At 71.7% G+C, this 15,578-nt stretch carries 16 protein-coding genes and 1 pseudogene; 10 read left to right on the top strand and 7 right to left on the bottom strand.

The genetic code is table 11. From position 1 onward, the window contains the following. The first annotated feature begins 36 nt into the window (after positions 1–36). Together fba and AC07RM_RS40345 are read left to right on the top strand one after the other, a co-directional pair. On the top strand, positions 37–1,101 hold the full coding sequence (gene fba / locus AC07RM_RS40350; RefSeq protein ID WP_093351263.1) for a class II fructose-bisphosphate aldolase: 1,065 nt from the start codon (positions 37–39) through the stop codon (positions 1,099–1,101). 102 nt (positions 1,102–1,203) lie between these two features. Further along, on the top strand, positions 1,204–2,109 hold the full coding sequence (locus AC07RM_RS40345; RefSeq protein ID WP_495338056.1) for a phosphoribosylaminoimidazolesuccinocarboxamide synthase: 906 nt from the start codon (positions 1,204–1,206) through the stop codon (positions 2,107–2,109). A 50-nt stretch (positions 2,110–2,159) separates the two neighbouring features. On the opposite strand, the gene AC07RM_RS40340 is transcribed toward AC07RM_RS40345, so the two are convergent. The 4 genes from AC07RM_RS40340 to AC07RM_RS40325 form a co-directional block, all read right to left on the bottom strand. Then, positions 2,160–2,606, bottom strand: coding sequence for an META domain-containing protein (locus tag AC07RM_RS40340; protein ID WP_495338055.1), 447 nt, complete (start codon positions 2,604–2,606; stop codon positions 2,160–2,162). 112 nt (positions 2,607–2,718) lie between these two features. Next, positions 2,719–4,020 carry a type II toxin-antitoxin system HipA family toxin gene (locus tag AC07RM_RS40335; protein ID WP_495338068.1) on the bottom strand — a complete coding sequence of 434 codons (1,302 nt, stop codon included), beginning with the start codon at positions 4,018–4,020 and terminating at the stop codon, positions 2,719–2,721. 55 nt (positions 4,021–4,075) lie between these two features. Beyond that, positions 4,076–4,390: a helix-turn-helix transcriptional regulator gene (locus tag AC07RM_RS40330; RefSeq protein WP_093351252.1), complete on the bottom strand. Its 315-nt coding sequence runs from the start codon at positions 4,388–4,390 to the stop codon at positions 4,076–4,078. Positions 4,391–4,521: 131 nt separating this feature from the next. Beyond that, positions 4,522–5,442, bottom strand: a complete 921-nt coding sequence (locus AC07RM_RS40325; protein ID WP_495338054.1) for a tetratricopeptide repeat protein — start codon at positions 5,440–5,442, stop codon at positions 4,522–4,524. A 36-nt stretch (positions 5,443–5,478) separates the two neighbouring features. Here AC07RM_RS40325 and purE point away from each other — a divergent pair, with 36 nt between their 5' ends. From purE to AC07RM_RS40310, 3 genes are read left to right on the top strand one after another with little or no spacing between them, the layout of a single operon-like run. Continuing rightward, complete coding sequence (gene purE / locus AC07RM_RS40320) at positions 5,479–6,021, top strand: 5-(carboxyamino)imidazole ribonucleotide mutase (RefSeq protein WP_495338053.1); 543 nt, start codon at positions 5,479–5,481, stop codon at positions 6,019–6,021. Further along, positions 6,018–7,199, top strand: a complete 1,182-nt coding sequence (locus AC07RM_RS40315) for a 5-(carboxyamino)imidazole ribonucleotide synthase (protein ID WP_296775059.1) — start codon at positions 6,018–6,020, stop codon at positions 7,197–7,199. The genes purE and AC07RM_RS40315 overlap by 4 nt, the downstream gene beginning before the upstream one ends. A 7-nt stretch (positions 7,200–7,206) precedes the next feature. Continuing rightward, positions 7,207–8,208: an L-threonylcarbamoyladenylate synthase gene (locus AC07RM_RS40310; RefSeq protein WP_495338052.1), complete on the top strand. Its 1,002-nt coding sequence runs from the start codon at positions 7,207–7,209 to the stop codon at positions 8,206–8,208. Between the two features lie 69 nt (positions 8,209–8,277). On the opposite strand, the gene AC07RM_RS40305 is transcribed toward AC07RM_RS40310, so the two are convergent. The 3 genes from AC07RM_RS40305 to AC07RM_RS40295 form a co-directional block, all read right to left on the bottom strand. Continuing rightward, the gene (locus AC07RM_RS40305; RefSeq protein WP_495338051.1) at positions 8,278–9,879 is read right to left on the bottom strand and encodes an alpha/beta hydrolase family protein; all 1,602 of its coding nucleotides are present in this window, start codon (positions 9,877–9,879) and stop codon (positions 8,278–8,280) included. A gap of 157 nt (positions 9,880–10,036) precedes the next feature. Further along, positions 10,037–11,488: a D-alanyl-D-alanine carboxypeptidase/D-alanyl-D-alanine endopeptidase gene (dacB, locus tag AC07RM_RS40300; protein ID WP_495338050.1), complete on the bottom strand. Its 1,452-nt coding sequence runs from the start codon at positions 11,486–11,488 to the stop codon at positions 10,037–10,039. Between the two features lie 8 nt (positions 11,489–11,496). Continuing rightward, positions 11,497–12,084 (bottom strand): GDP-mannose pyrophosphatase, encoded by a 588-nt coding sequence (locus tag AC07RM_RS40295; protein WP_495338049.1) that lies wholly within the window; start codon positions 12,082–12,084, stop codon positions 11,497–11,499. 79 nt (positions 12,085–12,163) lie between these two features. Between AC07RM_RS40295 and AC07RM_RS40290 the strand changes: the two genes are divergently transcribed. The 5 genes and pseudogenes from AC07RM_RS40290 to AC07RM_RS40270 all read left to right on the top strand — a co-directional run. Next, complete coding sequence (locus AC07RM_RS40290) at positions 12,164–12,934, top strand: DeoR/GlpR family DNA-binding transcription regulator (protein WP_495338048.1); 771 nt, start codon at positions 12,164–12,166, stop codon at positions 12,932–12,934. 66 nt (positions 12,935–13,000) lie between these two features. Continuing rightward, on the top strand, positions 13,001–14,035 hold the full coding sequence (locus tag AC07RM_RS40285) for a DMT family transporter (RefSeq protein WP_495338047.1): 1,035 nt from the start codon (positions 13,001–13,003) through the stop codon (positions 14,033–14,035). After that, positions 14,028–14,756: a tRNA (adenosine(37)-N6)-threonylcarbamoyltransferase complex dimerization subunit type 1 TsaB gene (gene tsaB, locus AC07RM_RS40280; RefSeq protein WP_495338046.1), complete on the top strand. Its 729-nt coding sequence runs from the start codon at positions 14,028–14,030 to the stop codon at positions 14,754–14,756. Before AC07RM_RS40285 ends, tsaB begins: the two co-directional genes overlap by 8 nt. Next, positions 14,753–15,307: a ribosomal protein S18-alanine N-acetyltransferase gene (rimI, locus tag AC07RM_RS40275; protein ID WP_057597908.1), complete on the top strand. Its 555-nt coding sequence runs from the start codon at positions 14,753–14,755 to the stop codon at positions 15,305–15,307. The genes tsaB and rimI overlap by 4 nt, the downstream gene beginning before the upstream one ends. Then, a pseudogene (locus tag AC07RM_RS40270) lies at positions 15,304–15,578 on the top strand (uracil-DNA glycosylase family protein); the annotation flags it as partial. The gene rimI and the pseudogene AC07RM_RS40270, both read left to right, overlap by 4 nt.

The following is a 15,578-nucleotide window of genomic DNA, read 5'->3' as shown; positions in this document are numbered from 1 at the left end:
CGTCTTCTCACCCTATTTCCCGCGAGGTATTTCCCCATGGCACTCGTCTCGATGCGCGAACTGCTGGACCATGCAGCCGCCAACGGCTACGGCATTCCGGCCTTCAACGTCAACAACCTCGAACAGGTCCAGGCCGTGATGGAAGCCGCCAAGGAAGTCGGCGCGCCCGTGATCCTCCAGGCCAGCGCGGGCGCCCGCAAGTACGCCGGCGAAGCCTTCATCAAGCACCTGATCCAGGCCGCCATCGAGGCCTATCCGCAGATTCCGCTGGTGATGCACCAGGACCACGGCCAGAGCCCGGCCATCTGCCAGGGCGCCATCGACCTCGGCTTCTCTTCCGTGATGATGGACGGCTCGCTGCACGAAGACGGCAAGACGCCGGCTTCGTTCGACTACAACGTCGACGTGACGCGCAAGGTGGTGCAACTGGCCCACAAGGTCGGCGTCACCGTCGAGGGCGAACTGGGCTGCCTGGGCTCGCTCGAGACCGGCATGGCCGGCGAGGAAGACGGCATCGGCGCCGAGGGCGTGCTCGACCATTCGGCCCTGCTGACCGACCCCGAGGAAGCCGCCCAGTTCGTCAAGGCCACGCAGCTCGACGCGCTGGCCATCGCGATCGGCACCAGCCACGGCGCCTACAAGTTCACCCGCAAGCCCACCGGCGACATCCTGTCGATCTCGCGCGTGAAGGAAATCCACGCCCGCCTGCCCAACACCCACCTGGTGATGCACGGTTCGTCGTCGGTGCCGCAGGACCTGCTCGAGATCATTCGCCAGTACGGCGGCAACATGAAGGAAACCTACGGCGTGCCGGTCGAGGAAATCCAGGAAGCCATCAAGTACGGCGTGCGCAAGATCAACATCGACACCGACATCCGCCTCGCGATGACCGGCGCGGTGCGCAAGTTCCTGGCCGAGAACCCCGAGAAGTTCGATGCCCGCGAGTGGCTCAAGCCCGCGCGCGAAGCCGCCAAGCAGATCTGCAAGCAGCGCTACATCGAGTTCGGCTGCGAAGGCCAGGCGCCCAAGATCAAGGGCGAATCGCTGCAGGTCGTCGCCGCCAAGTACACCAAGGGCGAGCTCGCGCAAGAAGTGGTCTGAGCCGCTTGCCGTGAATACCCGGCCACCGCTCGCGGTGGCTTTTTTCTGCGCGCACAATCCGCTTCACCGTCCCCCGTTTTTCACCGTTCGTTGTCCCTGCCCATGACCACCGTCCACACCTCCTCCATCCAGAGCCTGCCCCTGCTTGCGCGCGGGAAGGTGCGCGACAACTACGCGGTCGGCGAGGACCGCATCCTGATGGTCGCGAGCGACCGGCTCAGCGCCTTCGACGTGATCATGGGCGAGCCGATCCCCGGCAAGGGCGAGATCCTCACGCAGATGGCGCTGTGGTGGTTCGACCGGCTCGGCCAGCTCTGCCCCAACCACCTGACCGGCGACGCGCCCGAGAGCGTGGTCAAGCCCGAGGAAGTCGCCCAGATCACGGGCCGCTCGATGCTGGTCAAGCGCCTGAAGCCGATCCCGGTCGAGGCCGTGGTGCGCGGCTACCTGGCCGGCAGCGGCTGGAAGGAATACCAGGAATCGCGCGCGGTCTGCGGCGTGCCGCTGCCCGAGGGCCTGACCAACGCGAGCAAGCTGCCGCGCCCGATCTTCACGCCGGCCGCCAAGGCCGCTGCCGGCGAGCACGACGAGAACATCAGCTACGACCGCGTGGTCGAGATCGTCGGTCCCAAGCTCGCGCAGCAGATCCGCGAGACCAGCATCGCGATCTACGAGACCGCGGCCCAGATCGCGCTGACCAAGGGCATGATCATTGCCGACACCAAGTTCGAGTTCGGCCTCGACGAAGCCGGCACGCTGGTGCTGATGGACGAGGTGCTCACGCCCGACAGCTCGCGCTACTGGCCGGTCGAGGGCTACGAGGCCGCGCTGGCCGCCGGCACCAACCCGCCGAGCTACGACAAGCAGTTCGTGCGCGACTGGCTCGAGGCCACCAAGATCAACGGCAAGCCCTGGGACAAGACGCCGCCGGCGCCGCGCCTGCCGGCCGAGGTGATCGAGAAGACCGCCGCCAAGTACCGCGAGGCGCTGGAGCGGCTGACGGCCTGAGCGGGCTGGGGTTTCGTATCAAAGGGCCGGTTCTCCGGCCCTTTTTCTTTTCAGCGACCCGAACTCAGCGTCGCCACCGTGCGCCCGCCCGCGTCGAGCAAGGTCAGCCGTCCGGGCGCCAGCCGGTAGCTGGTCGTGCCCTGCAGCACCGCGAGGAACTGCGCCTCGGTCGCGCCGCGCACCGGGTCGGCGCAGGCCATGCGGGTGGCAGCGATCTGGCCGATGCGCAGTGCGCTGCCGGTGCGCGTGTACGAGCCCGTGATGCGGTTGCAGCCGCCCGAACCGGTGATGCGGGCGTTGGCGCGGTCGAACTGCAGCTGCGCGTCGCTGCTTGGCGCGATCGCCTCCTCGCCCAGCTGCGCCAGGCGCCACACCGGGCCTTCGATCGGCTCGTCGAGGTTGATGCCGCTGCCGCAGGCGGTCAGCAGTGCCGCGAGCGCGGTGGCGGCGAGGGCGGGAAGCACGCGCAGGGCGGCAGGGCGGGCGGAGGAGCGCATGGCCAGTCTGTCCTTTTGACGAATCTGCAACAAGGTGAAATCGGCGTCATCGTATGCGAGCCGGCGTGGCTCGCCAACGCCGGGGGCCAGTGGGTGTTTGGGCCCCGCGCGCTCAGCGTGGCAGGTCGACCGCGAGCGCCACGCCGCCGTCGAGCCGCGCCTGCACGCAGCGCCGCACGGCCGGCGGGGTGGCGTCGTCGGCCAGCAGCGCCGGCCACTCGGCGCGCGCTTGGCGCACCGTGTCGCGCGCGATCGCCAGCAGCCGCGCGGGACGCAGCAGCCCGGCGTCGCGCAGCAGCGCCTCGAGCGCGGGCCAGCCGAAGGCGCGCAGCTTGGCGTCGATGGCGCGGTTGACCGCGTAGTCGCCGCCGGGCACCTGCTCGAAGAAGGCGGCCACGCAGACCGGGTCGTAGAGCGGCGCGAGCACCGGCGCCACGCCGTCGGGGTAGCGCAGCGCCCAGTTCTTCAGGTGCGCGTCGCTGTTGCCCAGCAGGATGAAGGCGACGATGCGCCGCACGCACTCGCGCACGTCGGCCACCGGGTTCGGCGACAGCCGGTCGAGCACGCGCAGCATCGCGGGACCGTCGATCGCGAGGCCGCGGCCGTACTTCTGGCGCGGCTCGTACTGCAGCACCTGCGCGAACTCCTCCATGTGGATGCGCCCGCCGTCGGGCGTGCGGTCGAAGCGGCGCACCGCGAGGATCTGCTCGAACGGCAGCTGCTCGGGCAGGTCGGCGTCGGCGCGGCCGATCACGCTGGCCTCGGCGCAGTCCAGGCCGAGCGCGCCGCACAGGCGGTAGCCGGCGATCTCGTTGGCGACCAGGTCCGGATGGCGCGTGGTCGGCAGCTTGAGGATGAAGGAGCCGGCCGCGCCGTGGCGCCGCACCACGTAGCGCCGGCCGTCCTGCACGGCCGAGAACTTGGTCACCACGCCGGGGATGGCGGCGGCGTCCTCCACCGGCATCTCGACGAAGCCGGGCTCGAGCACGTCGAGCCCGAGCGCGGTGTGCCAGTGCCGCACCGGGTCGGGAATGCCCTCGGCCCGGGGCACCGGCTCGACCTCGATCGCGCCCATCAGGTCGTGCCCGGCGGCGGCCAGCAGCTCGAACTCGTCGTCGGCGCGGCAGCCGCGCTGCTGCGCGAGGCGCTCGCGGTTGTGGCCCTCGGGCAGCAGGTTCTGGAAATAGCCGGGCCAGTGGCCATCGCCGCGCGACACCCGCGCATCGCGCGCCGAGCCCAGGATGGCGCGCGTGGCGGCCTCGTCGGCGCCGCGGTAGGCCAGCGACAGCGTGGGGCGCGCCGGGTCGTCGACATAGCCGGGGTCGAAGGAGACGCGCAGGATGTCGCCGTACTGCGAGAGCCAGCCGATGGCGCGCCGCCGCGAGGCATCGCCGCCCGGGGCGTGCAGGTACATCCGCAGGTAGCGGATGCTGGTGGTGAAGGCGGCGTCGCTCACGGTGGCGTGGCGCTCAGCGCGGACCGCGCCCAGTCTCCAGGCTCTGCGCGATCGACGGCGGTGCCTCGATGCCGGCCGGCTGGCCGAGCAGCCGGCCGCCCGCGCGCACGAAGTCCTCGAGCGTGGGGCGCAGCGCCGCGGGCACCGGCATCAGGTCGAGCCCCAGCACGCGCGCCATCTCGAGCAGGGTCGACAGCCGCGGGTCGATCTGGCCGCTCTCGATGCGCTGCACCGTCATGCGCGACAGGCCCGCGCGCGTGGCCAGCGCCTCCTGGCTCAGGCCGGCGGCCTTGCGCGCCTGTTCGAGTTCCTGGATCAAATGGATCATTGAAGCGATCTTTTCAGGAAAAAAGAGTATTGATAGTAGCTATGTGGCCTTGAAGCAGCAAATAAAAAAGCGACTCGTAAGTCGCTTTTTGATGAAATTGCGCATTTGGCTGCGCTTTTTCAGAAATCTCCTCAGCTCAGCACCACGCTGCTGAGCCGGCGGCGGTAGGTCGCCACGGTCGGATCGTCGGGCGGGATCTGGCCGTCGGCCACCTTCACCTTGGGCGGCTCGATCAGCTCGAGGATCGCCACGTAGGTCTTGCGCGCGAGCTCCTCGCTCCAGGCCTTGTCGCGCATCAGGATCTCGAGCAGCTCGTCCATCGCGGCGGTCCACTGCTGCTCCGCGACCAGCAGGCGGGCGCGGTCGAAGCGGGCCTGGAAGTCGCGCTTGTTGGCGGCGATCTTCGTGTCGAGCTCGGCCACGGCCGGTGCCGCACCCGTGGGCGGGGTGGCGAAATCGATGGCGTCCATCCAGCGTTGCAGCGCCTCGAAGCGGCGCACCGCCGCGGCCTTGGCGATCACGGGCGCGAACGCCACCTTGGCATCGTCGGCGCGGCCGAGCTGCAGCAGCAGCTTCACGTAGTCGAAGCGGGCATCGTCGTTGGCCGGGTCGGTGGCCACCGCGTGCTGGAGCTTCTCGAGCGCCCCCTCGGTGTCGCCCTCGGCCAGCGCTTCCTGCGCCGCTTCTTCCTCGGCGGCGGCCTCGGCCTCGTCGGCGCCCGGCACGTGCTTGTCGAGGAACTCGCGGATCTTCTCGGCGGGGATGGCGCCGACGAAGCCGTCGACCGGCTGGCCGTCCTTGAACATCACGCAGAACGGGATGCTGCGCACGCCGAACATCTCGGACAGCTGCGAGGAGATCTGCGGCACCTTGTCGGCGTCGAGCTTGGCCAGCGTGAAGCGCCCGGCGTACTCCACCTCGAGCTTTTCGAGCACCGGCCCGAGCTGTTTGCAGGGGCCGCACCATTCGGCCCAGATGTCCAGCAGCACCGGCCGGGCGAGGGAGGCTTCGATCAGCTCGTCCTGGAAATTTTCGAGAGTGATGTCGATCATCGGGAACAACTGGGGGTGAAACGTAAAATTGAAACCATGAACGAAACCATTCAGGTCGGTGTGGTGATGGGCTCCAACTCCGATTGGGAGACGATGCGCAACGCGGTCGAGATTCTCCAGCAATTCGGCATCCGTCACGAAGCGAAGGTGGTCTCCGCCCACCGCATGCCCGATACGCTCTTCGCGTACGCCGAAAGCGCCGCCGGGCGCGGCCTCGCGGCGATCATCGCCGGAGCGGGGGGCGCGGCCCACCTGCCGGGCATGCTGGCCTCCAAGACCACGGTGCCGGTGCTCGGCGTGCCGGTCGCCAGCCGGCACCTGCAGGGCGTCGATTCCCTCTACAGCATCGTGCAGATGCCCAAGGGCGTGCCGGTCGCCACCTTCGCCATCGGCAATGCCGGCGCGGCCAACGCGGCGCTGTTCGCGGTCTCGATGCTGGCGGTCAACGACCCCGGCCTGCGCGCGAAGCTCGATGCCTTCCGCGCGGCCCAGACCGCCGCGGCCGAGGCGATGGTGCTGCCGCCCGTGGAACCGGCCCCGGTTTCTCCTTTCTCGCCGCAAGGCGGAGGTGCCCTGTGAGCAGCAACAACGGCGACCTGCCGATCCTTCCGGGCGCCACGCTCGGCGTGCTCGGCGGCGGCCAGCTCGGCCGCATGTTCGTGCATGCCGCCCAGCGCATGGGCTACTTCACCGCGGTGCTCGACCCCGATGCCGACAGCCCGGCCGGCCGGGTCAGCCACCACCACATCCACACCGACTACGGCGACGTCGACGGCCTCGCGCGGCTGGCCGGCCTGGCCGACGCCGTGACCACCGAGTTCGAGAACGTGCCCGCGCCCTCGCTCGAGCACCTCGCGGTGGCGCGGCCGGTGGCGCCCGCCGCCCCGGCGATCGCGATCGCGCAGGACCGGATCGCCGAGAAGGCCCATTTCGGCCGCTGCGGCGTGGCCTGCGCGCCCTACGCGGCGATCGAGACCGCGGCCCAGCTCGCGGCGGTGGAAGACCGGCTCCTGCCCGGCATCCTGAAGACCGCGCGCCTGGGCTACGACGGCAAGGGCCAGCAGCGCGTGCGCACGCGCGCCGAGCTGGTCGATGCCTGGCAGGCCACGGGCTGCGTGCCCTGCGTGCTCGAGCAGCTGCTGCCGCTGGACTTCGAATGCTCGGTGATCGTGGCGCGCGGCCGCGACGGCCAGGTGGTGCACTTCCCGCCCCAGCGCAACCTGCACCGCGACGGCATCCTGGCCGTGACCGAGGTGCATCCGCAGAACATGCCCAAGACCGTGGCCCAGGCCGCGATCACCGGGGCGAAGAACATCGCCAACGGCCTCGGCTACGTCGGCGTGCTGTGCGTCGAGTTCTTCGTGCTGGCCGACGGCTCGCTGGTGGTCAACGAGATGGCGCCGCGCCCGCACAACAGCGGCCACTACACCATGGAAGCCTGCGACGTGTCGCAGTTCGAGCTGCAGGTGCGCACCCTGGCCGGCCTGCCGCTGGCCATGCCGCGTCAGCACAGCCCGGCCGTCATGCTGAACCTGCTGGGCGACCTGTGGTTCTCGGCCGGCGACGACACGCCGGTGTCGCCGCGCTGGAGCGAGGTGCTCGCGCTGCCCGGCGCTCACCTGCACCTGTACGGCAAGATCGAACCGCGCCGCGGCCGCAAGATGGGCCACCTGACCTTCACCGGCGCCGACGCCGGCCAGGTGCGCGCCATCGCCTCGCAGGTCGCGCTGCTGCTCGGCCTGCCGCCGGTGGCATGAAGGCCGCATGATCCTCGACGGCCAATCGCCCGCAGCCATCGCCGAGGCGGCGCGCATCCTGCGCGCCGGCGGGCTGGTGGCCTTTCCCACCGAGACCGTCTACGGCCTCGGCGCCGACGCCAGCAACGACGCGGCCGTGGCCGGCATCTTCCAGGCCAAGGGCCGGCCGGCCGACCATCCGCTGATCGTGCACGTGGCCGCCGGCACCAAGGGCACCGAGGCGCTGTCGCGCTTCGCCCAGCCGCTGCCGCCGTTCGCGCAGAAGCTGGTGCAGGCCTTCTGGCCCGGCCCGCTGACCCTGATCGTCACGCGCCAGCCCGGCGTGGGCGCCGCCGCCGCGGGCGGGCAGGACACCATCGGCCTGCGCTGCCCCTCGCACCCGGTGGCGCAGGCGCTGCTCGAGGCCTGCGCCGAGCAGGGCGTGCCCGGCCTCGCGGGCCCGAGCGCCAACCGCTTCGGCCGCGTGAGCCCGACCACCGCGCAGCACGTGTTCGGCGAATTCGGCGACACCGTGCCGGTGATCGACGGCGGCGCCTGCGAGGTCGGCATCGAGTCGACCATCGTCGACTGCAGCCGCGGCGCGCCGGTGCTGCTGCGCCCGGGGCTGATCACGCGCGCGCAGATCGAGGCCGCCTGCGGCGAACGCCTGCGCGACCGCGAACTCATGGCCATGCCCGACCCGCGCGCCTCGGGCACGCTCGAGGCGCACTACGCGCCCGACGCCAAGGTGCGGCTGATGGACGCCAAGGCGATCCAGACCGGCCTCGACGTGCTCGGCGCCAATGCCGCCCACATCGCGATCTGGACCCGCAGCACGGTACGCAGCCGTTCGCAGCGCGTCGTGCAGCGGCGCATGCCCGACGACGCGGCCGCCAGCGCGCAGCAGCTGTTCGCGGTGCTGCGCGAGTTCGACGCCCAGGGCGTCAAGCTGATCTGGGTCGAGACGCCGCCCGACACGCCCGAATGGGAGGGCGTGCGCGACCGCCTGCAGCGGGCCGCCGCGGCCTGAGATTCGCGCACCATGAAAAAAGGCCCGGCAGTACCGGGCCTTTTTCTTGGGTGGAAGCCTCGACGGGCCTCAGCCCCCCGCCGCCAGCACGCCCTGGAAGAAGCCGCGTGCCGCCGCCAGGCAGAACGGCGGTGCCAGCGTGCCGTGGTAGGCCAGCATCACGGCGCGGTCCTTGTCGGCATCGCTGCCCTCGGTGCCCTGCTTGAGCACGTCCTTGGCCTGCGCGAAGCCGGCGCGCGCGGCCGAGTAGGCGTCGGTGGTCGCGCTGTCCTCGAGGTCGACCACGGTCAGCTGCTGCGCCGGCATGCCCTTGGCGCGGAAGTAGCCGGCGGTGGCGCGCGTGCTCAGGAAGTTGACGGTCGGGTCCTGCGCGCCGCCGCACATCAGCACCGGCTTGGCCGGCACCCAGTTGCGCAGGTCGTTGGCGCGCGCGGCCTTGCGGAAGCCCAGCGTGGGCGCGCAGTCGAGCGGCGTGGCGGAGTTCAGCGAGTTCGCCGTGGCCGGCAGCGCGTTGCCCGGGCAGCGGCTGCCGTCGATGTCGTTGGAGGCGCGCGTCAGGTAGCTCTGGCGCACCAGGTTGCCGGCGCCGTAGAAGATCGACAGCGCGGGATCGACCGGACCGGGCGTGGCGCCGGCCGGGTACAGCGCGAGCTGCGGCAGCTTGCCCTGCGCGATCAGCGTGCTGGTGGGCGTGAGGCTCGGCAGCAGGGTGTCGATGCCGGTTGCGTACTGCGCCTCGTAGATGTCGCTGGTGCTGCCGTAGACGTCGCCGAACTGCTGCTGCCAGCTGGTCGACAGCAGCGGCACGAACAGCGTGCTGCCGAGCGCCGGCCAGCCCTTGAAGTTGTAGTCCACCAGCAGGCTGATGGCCGAGGGCGCCGACAGCGGCGCCGAGGCCGTCACCGTCTTGCCCGTGGCCTGCAGCTCGCGGTGCGCGGCCAGCGCCACGTAGCCGCCCTGCGAATAGCCGGTGACGAACAGCGAGCCCGCATCCGCGGCGTCGATGTTGGCGAAGGTCTTGCGCGCCGCGGTCAGCGCATCGACCATGTCCTTGCCCTGCTGGTCGCCGTTGAGGTAGGGGTGGTAGGGCAGCGTCGACTTGTCGTAGCCCGCGTAGTTGGGCGCCACCACGATGAAGCCCTGCGCCGCCAGCATGGCCGCGACCACCACGCCTTCGCCGGCGGCGGGCTGGTTCAGGTCGGCCCACTTGGCGATGTTGTAGTCGCGCGCGGCATTGGTGCCGTGGGCGTACAGCACGATCGGGCGCGGGCCGCTGCAGGCCGCGTCGCCGCCGCGCGGCACCATGATGGCGGCCGTGGCGTTGGTGGCCTCGCCCTTGCCGCCGACGGTGCGGTATTCGAGGTAGCGCGTGTCGATGCCGCACTTGGGCTGGCCCGACACCTGCAGCAGTGCCTTGCCCTTGTCGTCGAGCTGCAGCAGCGCGCGGAAGTCGCCGGCCGACAGGCTCAGCACGCGCTCGGGCGGGTTGGTCACCACCGAGCCGCGGCCGGTGTCCTCGGGCGGCGGCGTGGTCGGCGGAAAAATGCCGATGCCGCCACCACCGCCGCCGCCTCCGCAGGCCGAGAGCAGCAGCGCCGCGCCCGCAAGGGCGACGGCGAGCAGGTTGCGGGAAGAAGCGGATGGCCTTGCGGGCGGCACGGGTCTTTGCACGTCTTTGTCTCCTGGATCGATGGGGTGCGCGATGCGCACCGTGGCCCGGCTCGGCGGGCGAACGGGCGTTCGATTCTGTCAGCGCCGCTGCGGCGCGCAAGCGGTGGCGGCCTACACAACGTTTTCAGTACAGACCGCGCGCTTCGACCTTTGGCCTTCAGTTGTCCTGCGCGGTCCAGTCGACCAGCGCGTCGAAGGCCGCGCGCGCCGCGCCCGCGTTCTCGGCGTTGGCGATCGCCACCAGCACGTAGCGCCGGCCGCTCGCGCCATGCACGTAGCCGGCGATGCCCGAGGCATCGCGCAGCGTGCCGGTCTTCAGGTGCGCGGCGCCGCCCGAGCGCAGCGTGCGCTTGCGCAGGGTGCCGTCCACGCCGAGCGCGGGCAGCGAGCCCACGAGCTCGGGCATCACCGGCGAGCGCCAGGCCACCTGCAGCATCTTGCCGAGCGCGGCCGCGCTGATGCGCTCGTCGCGCGACAGGCCCGAGCCGTTCTCGAACACCGGCGGCGCCTCGCCGGTGCCGATGCGCTCGCGCCACCACTGGACCAGCGCGCCGCGCGAGGCCTCGAAGGTGCCGCGGTTCTTCTGCGTGAGGCCGAGGGTCAGGAACACCTGCTGCGCCATCACGTTGTTGCTGTACTTGTTGATGTCGCGGATCACCTCGGGCAGCGGCGGCGAGGCGAACTCGAACGCCGGCTTGAGCCCCGCGGGCACGCGGCCCTCGCGCATCTGGCCGCCCACGCGCCCGCCCATCTCGGCCCACAGGCCGCCGATGGCGCGCAGCGCGTAGCTGCGCGGATCGGCATAGGCCACGGCCCAGCTCTTCTCGCCGCAGGCGGCGGGAAAGCCGCCGTTGAAGCGGATGCGGTTCGGATCGCCGTAGTCGGCGCGCAGCGCCGTGCGCCAGTCGCCGCATTCGCCGGGCGAAAGCGGCACCGTCGGCGGCATCGCCACGGCCGCGAGCGGCGGCTCGTAGCTCACGCGCGCGAACTGGCCGCCGCGATCGGGCACGAAAGTCATGTTGACCGACTTGAAGTTCAGCAGCAGCGCGTCGGGCGAGGCGTTGTAGGGCCGCAGCGGCTCGCCGTCGAAGGCGGCCGGGTCGTTCTCGACCGTGTTCTCGAAGGCGCTGCGGTCGATCACGATGTCGCCGCTGACGCTCGTGATGCCCAGGCCCTGCACATGGCGCAGCAGCAGCCACATGCGCTCGATCACCAGCTTGGGATCGCCCTGGCCCTTGATGTAGAGGTTGCCGTTGAGCACGCCGTTGGCGATGCTGCCCTCGACGTAGACCGGCGTGTTCCAGGTGTAGGCCGCGCCCAGCAGGTCGAGCGCGGCGTAGGTGGTCACCAGCTTCATGATCGAGGCGGGATTCACCGGCACCTGGGTGCGCCAGGCCAGCCGTGGCGCTCGCGCGCCGTCGGCATCGGCGACCAGCATGGTCACTGCGTCGCGCGGCAGCTTGGCGCGGGCCAGCGCGGCATCGACCTCGGCCGGCAGCGGCTGCTGGGCGTGGGCGCCGGCGGCCAGGCACAGCGCGAGGGCGCAAAGCGCGCGGGAAGGACGGGAAGGGCGGGGGAGGGGGAGGCGTGCGACGGTGACAGCGGGCATGCGGCCCATTATCCCGGCGCGAAAAGATGCAGCCGCGCGTGGTACAGCAGCAGGATCGTCTTCGCGTCCGCGATGCGGCCGTCGGCCACCATGGCCAGCGCCTCGTCGATGCCGAACTCGAGCACCTCGATGTCCTCGCCCTCCTCGGGCAGCCCGCCGCCCGCGCCCACGCGCATCGAGGGCTCGTACTCGGCGACGAAGAAGTGCAGCTTCTCGGTCACCGAGCCCGGGCTCATGAAGCATTCGAAGACCTTGTGCACCGCGCCCAGCCGGTAGCCGAGTTCCTCCTCGACCTCGGCGCGGATGCGTTCCTCGGGCGCCGCGTTGTCGAGCAGGCCGGCGGCGGCCTCGATCAGCAGGTCGTCCCAGCCGTTGACGAAGGCCGGGTAGCGGAACTGCCGCGTCAGCAGCACCGTGCGCCGCGCGCGGTTGTAGGCCAGCAGGGTGGCGCCATTGCCGCGGTCGTAGGTCTCGCGGTGCATGCGCTGCCAGCTGCCGTCGTTGCGGCGCCAGTCGAAGGCTGTGGTCTTCAGCGTGTACCAGTTGTCGGACAGGAGGGTGACTTCGTGCACCCGGACGCGGTCTTGCAGGGTCATGGCGACGAGCATAGGTGCGAATTCGTGCAATAACAAGAAAATTCGTGCAATCGCGTGAAGCCGCCGCTACCATCGGCCCATGCTCACCCGGCAGCGCAAGCAACACATCCTCTCGGTCCTGGCGCGCGACGGCCAGGTGGTCGCCAAGCCGCTCAGCGAAGCGCTGGGCCTGTCGGAAGACACGATCCGGCGCGACCTGCGCGAGCTCGCGGCCGAGGGCCGGCTGCAGCGCGTGCACGGCGGCGCGCTGCCGCTGGCGCCGGCCGAGGCCGACCTCGCGGGCCGCCAGCGCATCGCGCCCGGGGAGAAGGTGGCGATCGGCCGCGCCGCGGCGCGCATGGTGCGCCCGGGCCAGGTGGTGTTCGTCGATGGCGGCACCACCGCCGTGCAGCTCGCGCGCCACCTGCCGCTGGACCTGCGCGCCACCGTCGTCACCCACAGCCCGCTGGTGGCGGCCGAACTGGCCGGCCATGACCGGCTCGAGCTGCTGCTGATCGGCGGGCGGCTGTTCCGGCATTCGATGGTGACGGTGGGCGCGGCCGCCATGGACGCCATCTCGCGCGTGCATGCCGACCTCTTCTTCCTGGGCGTCACCGGCGTGCATGCCGAGGCCGGCCTGACCACCGGCGACAGCGAGGAGGCCGAGATCAAGCGCGCGCTGATGGCGGCGGCCGCCGAGACCGTGGTGCTGGCCTCGTCCGAGAAGCTGGGCGCGGCCTCGGCCTGGGTCGTGAACCCGGTGCGCGCGGCCGCGCGGCTGCTGGTGTCGCCCGAGGCGCCCGAGAAGGCGCTGGCGCCGCTGCGCCGGGCCGGGCTGGCGATCGTGCGCAGCGACGCCGAGGCCGGCTGACCGAACCGTGGTCCGCGATTCGCCCCTGCCGGGCGGGGTCCGCGGGGCCCCTCGATAATCCCGGGGATGCCCGCCGCGCCCCCGATGTCTCCCCCTGCCCGCCTCTCCCCCCGCACCGTCGGCATCGGCGCGGCCGTGATCACCGTGCTGGTGTGGACCGCCTTCATCGTCATCGCGCGCGCCTCGGCCGGCCGCTCGCTGTCCCCGTTCGACATCGCCTTCGCGCGCATCTGCGGCGCCAGCCTGGTGCTGGTGCCCTGGGGTGCGTGGCTGGTGCTGCGCGCCCGCACCGGCGGCGCGCAGGCGGCCGCCTCCTTCTTCGGCCTGTCGCCGCTGTCGCTGCGCGTCACGGCCATGGCCGGTGTGTTCGGCGGCGTCGCCTATGCCGTGTGCGCCTACTGCGGCTTCTTCTTCGCGCCGGCCAGCCATGCCTCGGTGCTGCTGCCCGGCAGCCTGCCGCTGTGGACCACCCTGCTGGCCGCGCTGGTGCTGCGCGACCGCATCACGCCGGCGCGCGCGCTCGGGCTGGCGCTGATCGTCGCGGGCGACCTGCTGGTGGGCGGGCGCAGCCTGCTGCATGCCTTCGAGGGCGGCGAGGTCTGGAAGGGCGACCTGCTGTTCATGAGCGCGGCCTTCTGCTGGGCCTGCTACAGCATCGTGGTGCGCCGCCACGGCCTCGACGCCGTGCGCGCCACCATCGCCATCACCGTGTTCGCGCTGCTGAGCTACGTGCCGGTCTACAGCCTGCTGGTGGCCGGCGGCTGGGTCGCGAGCCGCATCGGCAGCGCGCCCTGGGGCGAGCTGGCGTTCCAGATGCTGTTCCAGGGCATCGGCTCGGTCGTGGTGTCGGGCATCACCTTCACGAAGATGGTCCAGCACTTCGGCCCGGTGCGCACCACCATGATCACGGCGCTGGTGCCCGGCCTGTCGGCGCTGGGCGCGGTGCTGTGGCTCGACGAGCCGCTCTACTGGAACCTGATCGCCGGCCTGCTGCTGGTGACCGCCGGCATCCTGTTCGGCGTGCAGAAGCCGGCGCCCGCGCGCGCTGCCGGCCTGGTGCCGGCCGTGGCCGCCGTGGCGGGAGGGCGTCGCGATGTCTGATGTGTTGGCCTTCGACACCAGCACCGAGCAGCTGTCGATCGCGGTGCGCCGCGGCGAGCGCGTGTGGACGCACGAGGGCGCGGGCGGCGCCCAGTCCTCGGCCACGCTGATCCCGCTGATCCAGCAGCTGCTGGCCGAGGCCGGCCTCGCGCTGGCGCAGCTCGATGCCATCGCCTTCGGCCGCGGCCCGGGCTCGTTCACCGGGCTGCGCACCGCCTGCGCGGTGGCGCAGGGCCTGGCGCTCGGCTCGGGCGTGCCGCTGCTGCCGGTCGACACCCTGCTGGCCGTGGCCGAGGAGGCGCGCCATGCCTTCGGCGCGCAGCGCACGGTGGCGCTGCTCGATGCGCGCATGGAGGAGATCTACGCCGCGCGCTACGACTTCGAGGCCCATGGCCCGCTCGGCGAGCCCGCCGCCGGTGGCGAGGGTCCGCTGCTGATGGCGCCCGAATCGCTCGCGGTGCCCGCCGGCTGGGCGCTGGCCGGCAATGCCTTCGCCGCCTACGGCGAGCGGCTGCCGGCCGCGGCCGCGCGCCACGCCGTGCTGCCCACGGCCGCCGCCCTGCTGCGCCTGGCCCCCGCGCTGTTGGCGGCAGGCCGCACCGTGCCCGCGGCGCAGGCCTGGCCGCTCTACGTTCGCGATAAAGTGGCGCAAACCACCGAGGAGCGTGCCGCCATCAAGGCGGCCGCCGCCCACCACAACACACCGCCCGCGACCGCATGAGCGCCCTCCCGCAACCCGTGGAAGCCCGCCTCGAGCCGCTCACCATCGAGCGGCTCGACGCCGTCTGCGCCGTCGAGCAGACGGCCTACAGCCATCCCTGGACGCGCGCCAACTTCACCGACTCGATCGCCGTCGGCTACCACTGCCAGTGCCTGCTGGCGCCGGTCGCCGGCACCGGCATCGAGGCGGCGCGCCTCTCGCCGGTCACCAGCCTCGGCGAGATGCTGATCGGCTACTTCGTGGCCATGAAGGGCGTCGACGAGGTGCACCTGCTCAACATCACCGTGGCGCCGGCCTTCCAGCGCCAGGGCTGGGCGCCGCTGATGCTCGAGGCGCTGACCGGCTGGTCGCGCGCCCAGGGCGCCCAGTGGCTGTGGCTCGAGGTGCGCCAGAGCAACCGGCGCGCGCTCGACATCTACCTGCGCCAGGGCTATCGCACGGTCGGCGTGCGCAAGGGCTACTACCCGGGCGCCGAGGGCGGCCGCGAGGATGCGATCGTCATGAGCATGCGCCTCAACGAAACCGGCAGTGCCTGGGGAGCCTTGCGATGAACGCCGCCGTGCAGACCCTGCGGCTCGATGCGCGCCAGCGCGCGATGCTCGACGAGATGGGCGTGAAGGTCTGGTGGCCGGTGCCCGAGGCAGTCGAGGCCCCCGTGGCCGTGGCGCCCGCGCCGGTGGTGGAGGACGAGGCCGAACCGATCGACATGCCGCCGCCGGACACCGGCCACGACACCCGTTACGACGCCGCGCCCGAACCCGAACCGGTCGCGCAGCGCGCCCCGGCCGCCGCGCGCGCGCCCGTGGCCGCGCCGCCGCCGCG

The organism is Variovorax sp. GW821-FHT09B05, from assembly GCF_059418265.1.
Note: the sequence above shows the minus strand (reverse complement) of the source record. Positions and strands in the feature narration are given on the sequence as shown.